At 59.7% G+C, this 14,197-nt stretch carries 19 protein-coding genes; 12 read left to right on the top strand and 7 right to left on the bottom strand.

Translation table 11 applies throughout. The annotated features are described in order from the left end of the window. The 4 genes from CCR96_RS06495 to CCR96_RS06480 all read left to right on the top strand — a co-directional run. A partial coding sequence (locus CCR96_RS06495) for an IS1 family transposase (RefSeq protein ID WP_242518334.1) occupies positions 1-173 on the top strand: 173 nt, incomplete at its 5' end. Positions 174-227: 54 nt separating this feature from the next. After that, positions 228-581, top strand: coding sequence for a putative PDDEXK endonuclease (locus tag CCR96_RS06490; protein WP_201218994.1), 354 nt, complete (start codon positions 228-230; stop codon positions 579-581). A gap of 2 nt (positions 582-583) precedes the next feature. Continuing rightward, positions 584-943, top strand: coding sequence for a hypothetical protein (locus CCR96_RS06485; RefSeq protein WP_201218992.1), 360 nt, complete (start codon positions 584-586; stop codon positions 941-943). After that, positions 940-1,158 (top strand): hypothetical protein, encoded by a 219-nt coding sequence (locus tag CCR96_RS06480; RefSeq protein WP_201218990.1) that lies wholly within the window; start codon positions 940-942, stop codon positions 1,156-1,158. The genes CCR96_RS06485 and CCR96_RS06480 overlap by 4 nt, the downstream gene beginning before the upstream one ends. Positions 1,159-1,203: 45 nt before the next feature. On the opposite strand, the gene CCR96_RS06475 is transcribed toward CCR96_RS06480, so the two are convergent. Genes CCR96_RS06475 through CCR96_RS25510 form a run of 3 tightly spaced genes read right to left on the bottom strand, consistent with a single transcriptional unit; the run spans position 1,204 to position 2,016 of the window. Further along, complete coding sequence (locus CCR96_RS06475) at positions 1,204-1,494, bottom strand: helix-turn-helix transcriptional regulator (RefSeq protein WP_201218988.1); 291 nt, start codon at positions 1,492-1,494, stop codon at positions 1,204-1,206. A 5-nt stretch (positions 1,495-1,499) separates the two neighbouring features. Then, positions 1,500-1,844 (bottom strand): type II toxin-antitoxin system RelE/ParE family toxin, encoded by a 345-nt coding sequence (locus CCR96_RS06470; RefSeq protein WP_242518630.1) that lies wholly within the window; start codon positions 1,842-1,844, stop codon positions 1,500-1,502. 49 nt (positions 1,845-1,893) lie between these two features. Beyond that, positions 1,894-2,016: a helix-turn-helix domain-containing protein gene (locus CCR96_RS25510; protein ID WP_201218986.1), complete on the bottom strand. Its 123-nt coding sequence runs from the start codon at positions 2,014-2,016 to the stop codon at positions 1,894-1,896. A 1,282-nt stretch (positions 2,017-3,298) separates the two neighbouring features. On the opposite strand from CCR96_RS25510, the gene CCR96_RS06460 reads away from it, so the two are divergent. Continuing rightward, positions 3,299-3,493 (top strand): DUF2281 domain-containing protein, encoded by a 195-nt coding sequence (locus tag CCR96_RS06460; RefSeq protein WP_201218985.1) that lies wholly within the window; start codon positions 3,299-3,301, stop codon positions 3,491-3,493. Next, a complete protein-coding gene (locus CCR96_RS06455) occupies positions 3,483-3,824 on the top strand; it encodes a type II toxin-antitoxin system PemK/MazF family toxin (protein ID WP_201218983.1) in 342 nt (113 codons plus the stop codon). The genes CCR96_RS06460 and CCR96_RS06455 overlap by 11 nt, the downstream gene beginning before the upstream one ends. A 31-nt stretch (positions 3,825-3,855) precedes the next feature. Here the strand turns inward: CCR96_RS06455 and CCR96_RS06450 are convergent, their stop codons facing one another. Then, positions 3,856-4,647, bottom strand: coding sequence for a M15 family metallopeptidase (locus CCR96_RS06450; protein ID WP_201218981.1), 792 nt, complete (start codon positions 4,645-4,647; stop codon positions 3,856-3,858). Positions 4,648-5,174: 527 nt separating this feature from the next. Here CCR96_RS06450 and CCR96_RS06445 point away from each other — a divergent pair. Then, positions 5,175-6,542 carry a porin gene (locus CCR96_RS06445; protein ID WP_201218979.1) on the top strand — a complete coding sequence of 456 codons (1,368 nt, stop codon included), beginning with the start codon at positions 5,175-5,177 and terminating at the stop codon, positions 6,540-6,542. Between the two features lie 167 nt (positions 6,543-6,709). Continuing rightward, the gene (gene mtgA, locus CCR96_RS06440) at positions 6,710-7,504 is read left to right on the top strand and encodes a monofunctional biosynthetic peptidoglycan transglycosylase (RefSeq protein WP_420827253.1); all 795 of its coding nucleotides are present in this window, start codon (positions 6,710-6,712) and stop codon (positions 7,502-7,504) included. On the opposite strand, the gene ribF is transcribed toward mtgA, so the two are convergent. Next, positions 7,501-8,592 (bottom strand): bifunctional riboflavin kinase/FAD synthetase, encoded by a 1,092-nt coding sequence (gene ribF / locus CCR96_RS06435; protein ID WP_201218975.1) that lies wholly within the window; start codon positions 8,590-8,592, stop codon positions 7,501-7,503. The genes mtgA and ribF overlap by 4 nt on opposite strands. A gap of 84 nt (positions 8,593-8,676) precedes the next feature. Beyond that, positions 8,677-10,221 (bottom strand): murein biosynthesis integral membrane protein MurJ, encoded by a 1,545-nt coding sequence (gene murJ / locus CCR96_RS06430; protein ID WP_201218973.1) that lies wholly within the window; start codon positions 10,219-10,221, stop codon positions 8,677-8,679. 179 nt (positions 10,222-10,400) lie between these two features. Between murJ and rpsT the strand changes: the two genes are divergently transcribed. Genes rpsT through CCR96_RS06415 form a run of 3 tightly spaced genes read left to right on the top strand, consistent with a single transcriptional unit; the run spans position 10,401 to position 12,116 of the window. Then, on the top strand, positions 10,401-10,667 hold the full coding sequence (gene rpsT / locus CCR96_RS06425; protein WP_201218971.1) for a 30S ribosomal protein S20: 267 nt from the start codon (positions 10,401-10,403) through the stop codon (positions 10,665-10,667). After that, positions 10,667-11,038, top strand: a complete 372-nt coding sequence (locus CCR96_RS06420) for a cupin domain-containing protein (protein ID WP_338035832.1) — start codon at positions 10,667-10,669, stop codon at positions 11,036-11,038. The genes rpsT and CCR96_RS06420 overlap by 1 nt, the downstream gene beginning before the upstream one ends. A 1-nt stretch (position 11,039) precedes the next feature. Continuing rightward, positions 11,040-12,116, top strand: a complete 1,077-nt coding sequence (locus CCR96_RS06415; RefSeq protein WP_201218969.1) for a glycosyltransferase family protein — start codon at positions 11,040-11,042, stop codon at positions 12,114-12,116. 92 nt (positions 12,117-12,208) lie between these two features. Here the strand turns inward: CCR96_RS06415 and CCR96_RS06410 are convergent, their stop codons facing one another. Further along, positions 12,209-13,672, bottom strand: coding sequence for a carotenoid oxygenase family protein (locus tag CCR96_RS06410; RefSeq protein WP_201218968.1), 1,464 nt, complete (start codon positions 13,670-13,672; stop codon positions 12,209-12,211). A 15-nt stretch (positions 13,673-13,687) separates the two neighbouring features. Here CCR96_RS06410 and CCR96_RS06405 point away from each other — a divergent pair, with 15 nt between their 5' ends. Further along, positions 13,688-14,068: a VanZ family protein gene (locus tag CCR96_RS06405; protein ID WP_201218967.1), complete on the top strand. Its 381-nt coding sequence runs from the start codon at positions 13,688-13,690 to the stop codon at positions 14,066-14,068. Positions 14,069-14,197 lie beyond the last annotated feature (129 nt).

The raw sequence follows: 14,197 nt of genomic DNA, 5'->3' as shown, positions 1-14,197 counted from the left end.
AGCAAGTGACTGGTAAGGCCAATACACAAAAAATTGAACGCAAGCATCTTACGCTCAGAACACGTATTAAACGCCTGGCACGGAAAACCATCTGTTTTTCCAAACTCGACGTCATGCACGATACTGTTATTGGGCTTTTTATCAATCGATATGAGTTCGGGCTTGCCGTGTGAGAAACACATGTAGAGCACTACCACCTGATCATTCATCCAGACGAGACCGGCCCCGTGGCCGCATGGCTGGCCCGCCTGGCGATCGAGTGTAAGCGCCATGCAAAGGCATCGCCGGCCCTGATGAAAGGCTGGTGGGCTCAGGCAGAGGTGCAGGCTGAGACATGCGGGCTGGTACCGGCGCTGGCCTACCGCCAAGACCGCGCCAGCTGGCGTTTCGTACTGCCGATGTCGGAGCTGGTGCAGGAGCTGCCGCAATGGCCCGGCATTGAGCACACCGTCGAGCTGTCGGTTGCCGGTTTCGCGGCCCTAGCTCGAGAACGGTCGGAGACACCACGTTTACCGGGTAACGCTAAAACTCAAAACTACCTGAAACAATCAAATTTAGCGTTACGCGCTAACGGAGCATGACCATGACCGAGACCCTGACACTAGGCCAGCTAGAAAAGGAAGCCATCGAGGAGGCGGTCGCACGCTACAAGCATGCCGTCATCCTGGCCGATCGCTGCCGCAGCTTGACCGCGTTCCTGGAGACCATTGATCGCGAGCATCCCGAGGCCACCCGGCCGGAGATCGCCGAAGAGGCCAAGATCGAACGCCGCGCCGCGATCGTCGAGGAGGCCCTGGCCGATGCGGCTGATGCTGATGCGGAACTTGCGGAGGTCGGAGATCGGGCGCCAGCGCAGTTGGTGGCGTTCAGCCGGAACACTGTCATCGAGCTGACTGCGGCCCGCGATGCGTTGCTGCCCTGGCGGGAGACGGCTGCAGCATGAAGGTTCGCGACAAGACCATCGGCGAGACGGTCGACGTCTACGATCGCCACTGCCTGCGCCGACCCTGCTACTGGCCCCGATCTGACCCTGGCGCCTTCACCCAGGGCCAAGGGTATCAACAGCGCTCTGGAGGTGACCGAGGCTATCTCTGCGGCAACCGCGAGATTCGCGGCTGTCCTGATCCGCTGCCTGACCCGAGCGCTAAACCTGAATAAAGCACTGATGCGGCCAAACCGCATTCAGTTGGTCCCTATTCGTGACTAGGCGTGAGCTGCGTCACCACGGATGGGCTCGAAGCTAATCTTGAGCCGAGTCCCTGTGGCCTTTGCAATCTTCTCAAGCGTCCGGGTTGAGGGTTTGCTGTGTCCACCCTCAAGGCGCGCAATGACAGATTGCGTCGTGTCGATACGCTTCGCCAATTCAGCTTGTGAGAACCCAGCCCCCGCGCGAGCCTCGATCAGTCGTTCCGCCAAGCTGAACTCACCGGCAAGCGTATCGTAAGCCTCTCGGTACTCTGGGTCTTGTAGCCACTCTTGATGTAGGTCGCTCATTTTGGTCACTGTTGCACCTCACGCGCCCTTTCAAGGGCAAGTTCAATTTCTCGACGCGGAGTCTTCTTGGTTTTCTTCACAAAGGCGCGGACGATGACAGCGCGTTGCTGCCATGCTGTCACGTAAAGCGCTCGCGCGATGCCGTCCTTACCCTTTATCCGCATTTCCCACAGGCATCCCTCCAAGTGTTTGATGTGCGGCTCGTGGACATGCTCAAGTCCAACCGCTGCGATCAGGTTGGTGATCCTGGTCAACCGCGCACGGACATCCGCAGGCAGGGCGGTAAGCTCCGCATCGACTTTTGGGTTAAGGGTTTCGACGGACCATGCCATGCCTAAAGTATATCGCATTTTTGCGATCTTTGAATCTGAGCACAACCATGATCCATTTGCTTCAGACCTAAGCCGGGCACTGCCCAAGCGCTGAGTACAAGGTCTGTCGCGACACACCCAGCGACTGAGCAACGGCCGTCTTCGACTCCCCTGCAGCAAGGCGCGCTCGGATCGCCGAGACATGAAACACAAGGACTGAGAAGTCCCGCTGTGGTTGAAGGCCCAGCCTTCTGAAGCCGGCGAAGCCCCCAGTTTTAACGGGCTGAAGGGTTCAGTGATTGGGGGAAAAGCCCTGCCATCTGGTAGGGCTTTTTTCATTCTGGGGTTTCGATCGGCGCAACGCTCTCCCCCAAAGGTGGGGGCTGAGTCACCCACACAGCGACGCAGACCCGCAGCGTACATCCGGGATTTTTCCCTGATCTTCAGCCTCAGATTGAGCGCTAAACGTTAGGATTTCTCACATTTGAGCACTGGTCCCACGACCAACAGGCGCGCGGCACCGTTGCCGATCTGCAGAGGGATTACTCGAAGCTTGTGGATGAGTTGGAGCCTGCTGGGAAGCCGGGAGCGCCAGAGGGCACGGTGAACAATCCGGCTGGGCTTGGCGGGAAGTCGGGCAAGAAGGCTGATATTGATAATGTCGGAAATTCCGACGTTATCAAAGACACCCGCAAGCGCAGCAACAAAGACCCCGAGCGAGTGATAGCAAGGCTGAAACGCGACAAAGACGACACCGACCTACCGGCTGAGACGCGCGACAAGGCGAATGCGAAGCGGCTGAAACCGAAGATAATCCAAACCTGGATCTGGTCACGTTCCACGACATGCCCGTTACCACGTTACCCGGTAACACTCCGATCGGCGAAGGGATCACGGAAACCCTGATACCTTGAACCATCACGATTTCCCTGGCGGTTGCCTGAACCGTTGTGGAGATCGCAACGGTTGTAATGCCCCTGCCGAGGGTATTTGCTGGCGCTGAGACGACGACAAGAGACGCCAGACCGCCAAAATCGAAAGGGTTGACGGCAAATCGAGAGGGTTTCGAGCGAAATCGAGAGGGTGCGAAAGGGCACCGAACGCCTAAGTCATTGATTTGAGTGTACCGAGAGGACTTGAGCGAAAAAACTCTTAAAAAATCGCCGTGAAAAAAAAGTTTTTGCCGCTAAGGTTGTGCCGAGGTGGTTTTCTGGCCTATGAGTACAAGGCTGGTACATGATCGCCAGAAACGCGCTAAGCGATTGATCTGGATAACGTATAGCTATCGTGATCCAGAACAACTAACTCTCGCGACGGCTCACTGATTGGATGGGTTTGGCGTTGTGCTCTTGCCTGGCGCCAGCCTCAAGTTAAGGCCAGACGCTTTTGTCGCCTTAATCCTGATCTGGTCAGCAACGAGCCATGCGTCGACTAAGCCGAGGCCAAACACGATCAAGGATGACTACATCTTTTGGGGAGGGTAGGCGTAGGCCATGACCGTAATCGAATTGGTGATGGAGCAGATTCAGACCCTACCGGACGAGGACATCCGTGAGGTTGTCGACTTCATCGGCTACCTCAAGCAGAAGGAGGATAGGGCTCAATGGCTCGACCTGATGCTTGCCCAAGAGTCCTCGCTCCAAGGAGTCTGGGACAATGCAGAGGATGAGGTTTGGAATGACCTGTAGACGCGGGGATCTAGTCCTGGTGCCGTTTCCATTTACTGATCTGAGCACGGAGAAGCGGCACCCAGTGTTATGTCTCACGGATGCCGACGGGTTCGGCGACTTCCTGGCCGCTGCCGTGACGGCCAAGGGACATCATGTCCACGGCTGCTCGCTGGATGTCTCGGTGATTGCCTCGGGTCGGCTGCCATCAGCGAGTTGGGTGCGGGTCGACCGGCTAATCACCTTGAGCCAGTCCCTGGTCAGTAAGACCTTTGGCCGGGTGACACCGGAATTTCTCGCTGACGTGATTGCCAAGGCCTGTGAGCGCGTCGGAGTTAAGCCGCAGGCCTAACCAGGCCTTGAAACGACGCTCGGAAATCGTTTTAGCGGATCGGAAAGTCGAAATAGGTCTCGGGATACGGCTCATCGCGCAAGGTGAAGTGCCACCACTCCTCGTCGAGGTTCTTGAAACCTTCCTCTTCCATCAGCCCCTTCAATAAGAGGCGATAGTCATGCGCCTGACCGGTGATCGCCGGGCTCAGGGTGTGTGACAGCGGGCTGAAACAGTCGAATCCGGTTCCCATGTCGACGCTATTGTCGGCGAAGCGCTCGCCGTATGGCGCCTCGCAGGGAACCTGTGCCTCAACATCAAATGGCGGCTGAGGTAGTGCTGGCTTCGGCACGATGGTCAGATCAACCGTGCTGCCACGACTATGGCTTGACTTGCTCGCGATGTAGCCGTCGCGAAACAGATGCTGCTTGTCGACGTTCGGATAGAACTCGGTCTTCATCCGCTGGTCGTCGAGATCCTCGGCCCAAGCCACGAAGGCATCCACGGCATGCTGTGGTCGATAGCAGTCGTAGATCTTCAGTTGATATCCCCGGTCGAGTAGTCGGCGCTGCACCTGCGCGAGCGCCGTGGCGGCCTCCTGGGTAAGCAGACATTTTGGGGCGAGATAGCCGGGGATCGGGCGGCCGATGAAGTTATGCGCGGTCGCGTAGCGGATATCCAGGACGATCTCAGGGATGATCTGGGTCAGTTCGATAATGTTGTCGGGGCGGTGATCACTAGGCAGGCTTGTATCGGGCGCTGCAGCTAATGGGTTGAAGGCTTGACTGCTCAAGAAGAACAGGACACTGCTTGCGGTGACTAAGATTGGCGATCGGTTGCGCATGGAGCCTCCTGATTGGATGTCGACGGCCAACTCGCGCACTAGGCGAGGCTAGGCGACCTTGGCTACAAGCGGCTGCAAGCTGCCACAAGCGGCTGCAACTGGCCGCACTTGGCCACAACTGGTCGTGAGTCGCGACAGTGTTGCACAAGGTCGTCCCATCGATCATCAACCGGATCGGCAGTGTGACAGCATGCAAGCGCTCAGGCAGCAAGACCTGCCTAACTGTGCAAAGATCGCCACGCCAATGTTGCGCCAGGGGCAGTCGGGACATAGGATGGCGCCGCCGAAGTGTCCGTTAAGCATTTGCTAAGTCGATGATTATCATTAGATAACGCCGCCATCGAAAGCAACTCGGAGCCGACTGTAGAACGGGTTGTTGCTGCGATGCAACTAGCGCGTGAATTGTCTCTTTTTTCAAAAAAACTGTTGCGAGCTATGCCGTCGTAGTCTACTATTTGGTTTGCAAGGCACGATTGCGGAAGGTTGGTGCAATCTTTCGTCTTATTCACAACACAGCGGAGATCAAGATGCAGAAAAAGATTCTGACCCTGGCCATCGCCGCCGCGATGGCAGCCCCGGCCGCCGCGATGGCCGAGGCGACCCTGTACGGCAAGCTGAACATGTCGATTGACTATGCGGACGTCAGCGACGCGATCGGCACTAGCTACACAACCGCGACTGGGACCGATGTCGATGGCAACCAGGTCACCGGTATTGCAGTGGATGCCAACGGAAAACCGATCACTACTGGCGGCGAAGATTTCAAGGGCTGGGGTATCTCTAGGAATGGCAGTTTCATGCGCGGTGCTAGCCGAGCGAACCGCATCGGTGTCAAGGGGTCGGAAGACCTAGGAAATGGTCTGAAAGCCATTTATCAGGTTGAATTAGGTCTGAATTTTGGCAGCAACGATCTCGATAGCGGTAACAACGGTATCTCCTACCGTAATAGCTTCGTCGGTTTGGCGGGCAACTGGGGTACCGCGCTAGTTGGTCGTCACGATACCCCGCTGAAGATCTCCACTGGTAAGCTGGATCTGTTCAGCGACACCATGGCTGACTACAACGACACCGTTGGCTTCAACGATCTCCGTGTCGACAACGTCATCGCCTACATCTCGCCGAGCTTCTCAGGCTTCTCGTTCGCTGGCGCGGTCGTTGCCGGTGGTGGTGCAACTGCGATTGGTGCCACGAACATCAACGAAGATTCGATTGCCGGTGCCTTCTCGTTGGCCGCAATCTACAACAACGGTCCTTTTTATGCGTCTCTCGCTTATGAATCGCTGGACAAGGACATGTTCATGGGTTCGGCCACCAGCTTAGACGGCTCTAGTACCCAAAATTGTATCGACGTACAGAACCCAGGCCCTAACACACTTGGTTCTAGCTGTAATTACATCAGCGATTCGTTTGACAAATGGCGTGTCGGCTTGGGGCTGCTCGACTTCAACGGCTTTACGCTGACGGCTATTTGGGAGCGCCAGGAAAACATTCCCTATCAACTGACGTCAGGTGTCATGCCAACTGTACAGGCTTACGTTGCGCCAGATGGCTCAGTTGCTTATGGCACGGGAACTTCATTTGCAGAGCAAGACCTCTGGCAGATCCAAGCCGCTTATGCCTTCGGCAACAACAGCATCAAGGCCATGTATGGCTCGGTCGATCGTGACGACTCCAAGGTACTCGGGCGCACGCGTGACACGCTTTCACTCAACAACCTCGGGGATGATCTCAAAGGTGATCGCTACACTTGGGCGATCGGCTTCGACCACAACTTCAGCAAGCGCACCAAAGCCTACGTGCTTTACACTCAGGTTGACGATGACCTGAGTGGATCGCCGGATTTCGCTGGCGAAGAGTGGAGCGGCTTCTCCGCTGGCATGATCCACAAGTTCTGATCCTGCTCAGACTGCGGAAGCAAGACGGGGCCTTCGGGCCCCGTTTTTTTTGGGTATCATCGGTGTTCAGTTGGCTAAGCCAGAGCCTCAATCCGATACCAGAGCATGATGCCTGTTGCTGATCATTCGGAATTCCTTCTAGTCGAGATCCTTCATCCTGAGGTCCGGTGCCGGCGCTTTTCCAACGAAAACCCGTTCAAGCAGGGCATCCCCCGAATGGATCAAACACAGGCTTCATATCTCCTGTGCATCCATGGGGAAGGCGCGCATTGAGACGTCTTCTCAAAGCATTCGCAGCAGTTGCCGCCGTTCTGCTGTTGCTGATGGCGACAACCATCCTAGTCCTGCGCTGGGTTGATCCGCCGACTTCGGCCTTTATGATCCGCCATTGGCTCCTCGCAGAGTCCCCAGCGAGTGCTGAGAAACGTCTCTATCACGAATGGGTCGTGGCCCATCAGATCCCGGCCGAGGTCAAGCTTGCAGTGATCGCGGCTGAAGATCAGCGCTTTCCAACCCATGCTGGCTTTGATCTGGTGGAGATGCAGAACGCGCTGGAGCGCTGGCGTAATGGCGGCTCGCTGCGTGGTGCGAGCACCCTCTCGCAGCAGACCGCGAAGAACCTTTTCCTCTGGCCCGGTAGCGATTGGCTGCGTAAGGCACTCGAGGCGCCGCTGACGTTGATGATCGAGTGGCTCTGGCCGAAACAGCGCATCCTTGAGGTCTACCTGAACATCGCCCAATTTGGGCCGGATACCTACGGCGTTGGCGCTGCAAGTTGGCGGTTCTTCGATCGGCCTGTTTCCATATTGAGCGTACCCGAGGCCGCCTTACTCGCCGCCGTGCTGCCGAATCCAAACGTCTACCGCGTTGATTCACCCTCGCCGCATGTGCGCCGCAAGGCCGCTTGGATCGAGCGCCAGATGCACAATCTTGGTGGTCCTGTCTATCTGGACCAGCTTTAGCGTTCTGAGTCTGGTGATGCCGGTTCATCCCTGCCAAACCGCTTGCGCTCTCCCAGGTCGATCCCGTGCTTGGGGCCGAAGGCGTGCTGGACAATGTCTGAAGGCTTAGGCTGTTCTGGCACCGGCAACCGCGGTGAGCTGTGCCTCGACGCGCAGATGAGCCAGGCTCGCGCCGATTCAGCATCGCGCGCGATCTGTGCCCTCAAGGCCTCGAATGAGTCGAAGCGCTGTTCATCGCGCAGACGCAGCGCGAATTCGACCTCGAGATGCGCGCCATAGAGATCGCCGTCGAAATCGAACAGATGCACCTCAAGGCGTTCATCGGTTCCAGCCAAGGTTGGACGGCGGCCAATGTTGGCGACACCAGGCCAGGGGTCATCAGCGACACCCTGGACCCAGACCGCATAGACCCCGCGCAGCGGGCTGATGCGTCGATGCAGCTCGATGTTTGCAGTGGGGAAACCAATGGTGCGTCCGCGCTGGTCGCCATGTCCGACCCGACCACAGATTCGGTATGGCCGGCCAAGCAGCTGTCGGGCCTGGTCGAAATCGCCAGCGGCGAGCACTTCTCGAATCCGGGTGCTGCTGATGCGCTCATCGGCGTGGGTAATGGTCTTCAGATTGGCCACCTCGAAGCGCTGCTCGGGCGGCAGCTCCGCGCCCACACGCTCGAGCAGCGCATAGTCGCCCGACCGGTTGTGGCCGAAGCGAAAATCATCGCCGACCAGCAGGAAGCGCACCCCAAGTCCATCGACGAGTACTTGCTGAATGAAGTCGCGCGCGGCCATCTCGGCCAGCCGCGGACCGAACTCGAGCAGCAAGATGCGTTCGATGCCGTCGTCGGCGATCGCCGCCACCTTCTCGCGCAACCGGGTCAACCGGGCAGGTGCGACCGTCGGCGCGAAAGACTCCATCGGCTGCGGCTCAAAGGTGATCACCGTGGCCGGCAGGTCGAGCGCCTCGCCCTGCGCGAGCAGGCGCTGAAAGACCGCGCGATGGCCTCGGTGGACACCATCGAAGTTGCCGATGGTCGCCACGCAGCCGCGATCCTGATCGCGCAGATTGTGAAGGCCCCGAATCAGCCGCATGCCAATGAGTCCGTCGGTTCGGTGAGCGAATGCCGTCGATTATAGGGCGCGTTGCCGTTGGCTGTGCTGTGCGCTTCGTCAGTCTCAGGCCGCTGGATTCATCCGCAGCAGATGCCGAGGTCGAATCCCGAGGAGCAGCGCCAGCAGCAGATAGCAGAGCCCACCGATCAGGATCAGCCCGAGCAGGCGGATCAGTCGCTCGCTGAAGTCCCAGACCGTCCAAAATGGCGTGGGTCCGCTCAGCAGCCAGAGTAGGGCTCCCATCGCCAGGCTAGCGATCAGGCCCTTGGCCAGCAGCAGCCACCAGCCAGGCAGGGGCCGATAGATGCCCTGCTTGAGCAGTCCGATCAACAGCAGCAGGGCGTTGACGCTGGCGGCAATGATGGTCGCCAACGCCAAGCCGGCATGGCCGAGCGGGAACATCAGGATCAGATTGAAGACGATATTGGTCAGCATCGCGACCACGGCGATCTTCACCGGCGTCTTCATGTCCTGACGGCTGTAGAAGCCCGGTGCGAGCACCTTGATGCCGAGAAACGCCATCAGCCCGAGCGAGTAGGCCATCAGGCTGCGCTCGGCCATCAGCACATCGTAGGCGGTGAATTCACCGGAATAGAACAGGGTCGCGATCATCGGTCCGGAGAGCGTGAACAAGCCAACCGCGGCTGGCAGCCCGAGCAGCAGTACCCAGCGCAAGGCCCAGTCCAGCGTCTCCGAAAAGGCCTCTGGTGAGGCCGCCGCATGCTGGCGCGAGAGCTTGGGCAGGATCACGGTGCCGAGCGCAACGCCGAGGATGCCGAGCGGAAACTCCATCAGCCGGTCTGAGTAGTACAGCCAGGAGATGCTGCCAGTGGCCAGAAAGGAGGCGAGCAGGGTGTCGATCAGCAGGCTGATCTGGGTGACCGAGACCCCGAAAAGGGCCGGGATCATCAGTTTCACGATCCGCCGCACGCCCTCATCGCGCGGGCTCAGCCTGGGACGCGGTAACAGCCGCAGCTGGTAAAGAAAAGGTAGCTGGAACAGTAACTGCGCGATACCAGCGATGAGCACGCCCCAGGCCAGCGCCATGATCGGTCGCTCCAACTGTGGCGCGAGCCAGAGCGCGCAACCGATCAGCGAGAGGTTCAAGAGCACGGGCGTGAAGGCCGGCACGCCGAAACGGTCGTAGGTGTTGAGGATGCCGCCGGCTAAGGCAGTCAGTGAGATGAACAGCAGATAAGGGAAGGTCAGCCGCAGCATGTCTGCCGCCAGCAGCTGCTTGTCCAGATCACTTGCAAAGCCCGGTGCAAAGATCAGTATCAGGATCGGCGCGCCTAACACCCCGAGCGCGGTGATGATGAACAGGATGGTGCCGAGGGTGCCGGCGACATCGTCGACAAAGCGCTTCAGCGCCGGGAAGCCGCGTTGCGTCTTGTACTCGTTGAGCACCGGCACAAAGGCCATCGAAAAGGCGCCCTCGGCGAACAGCCGGCGCATGAAATTCGGGATCTTGAAGGCGACGAAGAAGGCATCGGTGCCGGCATCGGCGCCGAACAGGCGCGCGACGATCAGGTCCCGGACGAAGCCGAGGACGCGCGAGAGCAGGGTATTGCTGCCGACCTTGGCGATGGACGCAGCCAGCGATGCCATTGGGTGCTGCCTCTAACGGCGCGCGGATGCGCGATGATTGAGCCAAAGAGGCGCGATTATAGGGGATCGCTCGGGTTTGACACTCGGGATTGACAACGGAGGCTGTTGCAAGAGAAGATAGGCGGCTAGGCGTTTTAGCGCCACCGAACATTTGATCCGCCAAGCTTAGGAGATTACTCTTGGCCAACACCGCACAAGCACGCAAGCGCGCCCGTCAGGCGGAAACGCATCGCCAGCGCAATGCCGCACAGCGCAGTACCTTGCGTACCGCGATGAAGAAGGTCCTGAAAGCTGCCGCCGCTGGCGATCATGCCACTGCTGCTGACGCCTACCAAAAGGCCGTTCCTGTGATCGACCGCGCCGCCGGCAAAGGTCTGATCCATGCCCATAAGGCCGCGCGTCACAAGTCCCGGCTGAATGCCCGTGTCAAGGCGCTGGCGTCCTAATTGCTAGCCTAATTCAACGCGGTAACCTGTTCGCTGAGCAGCCATCGCCAGCGACAGGTGAGGTTTTTGAAGAGCTGCTGCATTGTCGAAACCTGCGCATCGAGCGCATCACCAGCAGCGGCGAGCCTGAGCCGATACTCTACGATCAGCCCCACGACGAATGGGTCTTACTGCTGAGCGGCAACGCGAGCCTTGAGATCGCCGGTGAGACGATCACGCTGAGCCGCGGCGATTACCTCTTCATCCCGGCGCATACCCCGCACCGCGTCTTGCAGACCTCAGCCGAACCGACTGCTGCTGAGCCTGCCTCCACTGAGCCCACTGCAACCCAGCCAGGCTGCACCTGGTTGGCGATCCATCTCGAGGCCTGACGTGCCCCATCTCTTCGTTGCCGTAACCGCCCATGGCTACGGCCATCTTGCACAGGTCGCGCCGGTCGTGACCGAGCTGAAGCGCCGTCTCCCGGATCTCGAGATCAGTCTGCAAGGCAACATTGCCCCGGCCTTTGCGAACTCGCGGCTGCCAGCCGGCTATCGCTCCATCCCATCCGCGGCCGACGTGCCGTTGCCGATGGACGGTCCCTTGACGACGCGCTGGGCTGATGGGCTAGCAGACTATGCTGCCTTCGATCTGGACTACTCAGCGCATCAAGCAAGACAGCGCCGGCTGTTCGAGCAGACGCGCCCCGATCTCGTGCTCGCCGACATCCCCTGGCTGCCGCTGGACGTCGCCCGTTCGATGGGCATTCCCTGCGCCGGACTCTGCTCGCTGAGCTGGTACGACATCCTTGCTGAAAGCCCGGTTGGTGATCAGCTGCCGACCGCATTGGCGCAGCGGATGCAGCGAGCCTATGGCGGTGCTGACCTCTTCCTGCGGCCCGCACCCTCGATGCCGATGAGCTGGCTGCCAAATGGGCGCGATATCGGCCCCATCGCGCAGCCGCGCCGACGCGATCCGGTTGGTTTACGTCAGCGTCTCGGGCGTCATGCCACTGAACAGCTGGTGTTGATGCAGTTCGGTGGCACCGGCCGCTTGCAGCTCGGCGGCGGCCCGCAATTGATGGCTGGCGTGCATCTGCTGAGCCCTGATGCCGATGCGGGGCGTGGACGCGATGACCTGACCCCGATCGATGCCGACGGCAACAGCGTCCTCGAGGTGCTTGCCAGCTGTGATGCATTGATCACCAAACCCGGTTACGGCACCTTTGCCGAGGCCGCCTGCAACGGCATCCCAATGCTGTCGGTCGAGCGCAAGGATTGGCCTGAAAGCCGCTGGCTGGTCGACTGGCTCGCCGATCAGGTGCCACTGCGCGAGATCAGCGCGAGCGACTTCGCCGCCGGCCAGATCCGCGAGCCGTTGGCTGAGCTGCTTGCTGAGGGTGTCGCCGAGCCGGTGATGCCGAGCGGTGTCGCCGAGGCCGCTGAACTGCTGATGGATCTGCTCCAGTAAACCTATGCGTTTTTGAGTGGCTGTCCATTTTCTACGTCCCGATCATCACGCAACCATGGCCTTCAAATCGGGAAGAGGTTGGTGGACAGTTGCTAACTGGCCTCGTCAGGATTGGTTGCAACCCAACAGCCATGAAACCCGGGCGGGATGGCATGAGGCAGCTCGATCGATGCTTGGATCGCCAGATCTGCCGCGCGCAGGACCAAGAGATCCGAGCGCCGTTCGGCCGCGCGGTAGACCAGGCTTAACAGCCAGTCCTCCTGGTCCGGCCGCGTCGCCGTCGGCATGGGTTCGCCCGGAAGATCGGCGCCGAGATCCTGTTGGATCAGTTCACCGGTCTGCATATTGAAACGTTGAATGGTGCTGAAAAATGGCAGTCGGCGCCCTGCCGGAGTGCCAATGCCATAGATCTGCCGGCGCTCGGCACCCAGGGGCCCCGGGCTGACGGTCGGCAGTTCAAATCCGAACTCCTCGCTGCAGGGACTGAGCGAGCAACGCCTCGCTACAGGATCGATCTGAAGCCGCTCCAGTCGCGGCAGGCCACCGGTCTGCTCGACCTCGCGAAAAAAGCCCTCGACATCGCCCAGAGCCGGGAAATGTGGATAACGGATCACCCGCAGATCGAGACCGCCGTCGTCGCGATCGCTGGCCGCGGCGATATGGAAGATGAAGCCCGGTACCGCCTCGAGCAACTGCGTCGGACCGCCCGCACGCGGGATCAGCAGCGCCTGCATCGGCCGATCGCGGTCTAGCTTCAGCGAGGCCGCCGGACTCTTGAGTCCCAGCAAGGCACGCGGGATATCGAAATCGGCAAACGGCAGTAGCACGCAGATCCAGCGCGCGGTCACAGCAATGGCGTGCACGAAGCTGAAGCGGTCGAGCTGATGCACTTCAGGGGGCGCCATGATCCCCCGCGCATCCACCCGATACAGCAACAGCCGGCTCGGATGTCCCAGCACCAGCCCAAAGTTGATCAGCTCGCCGGTCTCCGTATCCTGTTGCGGATGCGCGGAGAAGGGCAACAGCGGCGAGTTCCAGCGCGACAGTGGATCAAAGCGATTGCGCAGCTGGCCAGCAAAATCTTCCTCACCGAGGGTGGCCAGGGTCACCGGGTCCAGCCGATGCGGCGCGCCACCCTCCCAGAGCGCCAGCAAACGGTTGCCATGCCAGATCACATTGGTATTCGCGGCATTCTTGAAGCGCAGCCGCAGGCCGTTGGCCCAGATCCCGCCTGGCTTCTGCGTGCCGAAGCCACGCCAGAGCATGCGTCCAGCGGCCTCCTCCGCACAGTAAGCCCGAGTGCGGACAAAACGATTGGTATAACGCACCCGTCCCTGTGCGAATTCGAAGCGACAGACATGGCCATCGCCGTCGAAGGCATGGCTATAGGGAACGCCGCCGCGCTCGAACCGTCCCGGCCCATTGCGGTAGAGCACTCCGTTCAAGCTCGGCGGCAAGGTCCCGGACACCCTGAGTTCGCTATTGGTATATTCGCGCTCGACAGGTGTCATGGCTTGCGCCAGTATTTTCAGCATTTCAGCGCGAGTGATGGTCATGAGGGATCTCGGGTGTTGAATACTGAGCGAGCACAATGGGCCCTGCAGCGGTTGTCCCAGCTTGCGCTCTGGGTCTGTGTGCTGATTGTCGCCTACTTGGCCTTCCTACCAAGCGCCGATCCGATCGGTGCCTCCTGGGACAAGGCCAATCACCTGTTCGCCTTTGCGGTGATGGCCTGGTTGGCCGATCTCGGCTGGCCGGCGAAGCGGCAAGCCCCGCTGCGTTGGGGCCTGCTCCTTGGCTACGGTTTGCTGATTGAGAGCGTGCAGCACATCCTGCCGCTCAGGCATTTCTCGCTGCTGGACTGGGTCGCCGATGGCGTTGGTATCCTGATCTATCTTGGCCTAAAAGCCAGCTGGAAGCACCTCTGGTGCTTGCTTGCACAAAAGCGCTGATCGATGCCCCGCAGACCTCGAAGGCCTATCTCGAAAACCTGTGTACACCCAGCTAATGCCAGATTCTCGGTTTTTCATTGCCTGCGTCGATGCGATCGTCTTCAGCATCGGGCAGACGCAAAGCGAGTG

The organism is Halochromatium roseum (assembly GCF_016653315.1).
Classification (GTDB): domain Bacteria; phylum Pseudomonadota; class Gammaproteobacteria; order Chromatiales; family Chromatiaceae; genus Lamprobacter; species Lamprobacter roseus.
The sequence above is the reverse complement of the archived record's forward strand: the minus strand, read 5'-3'. Positions and strand labels throughout refer to the sequence as shown.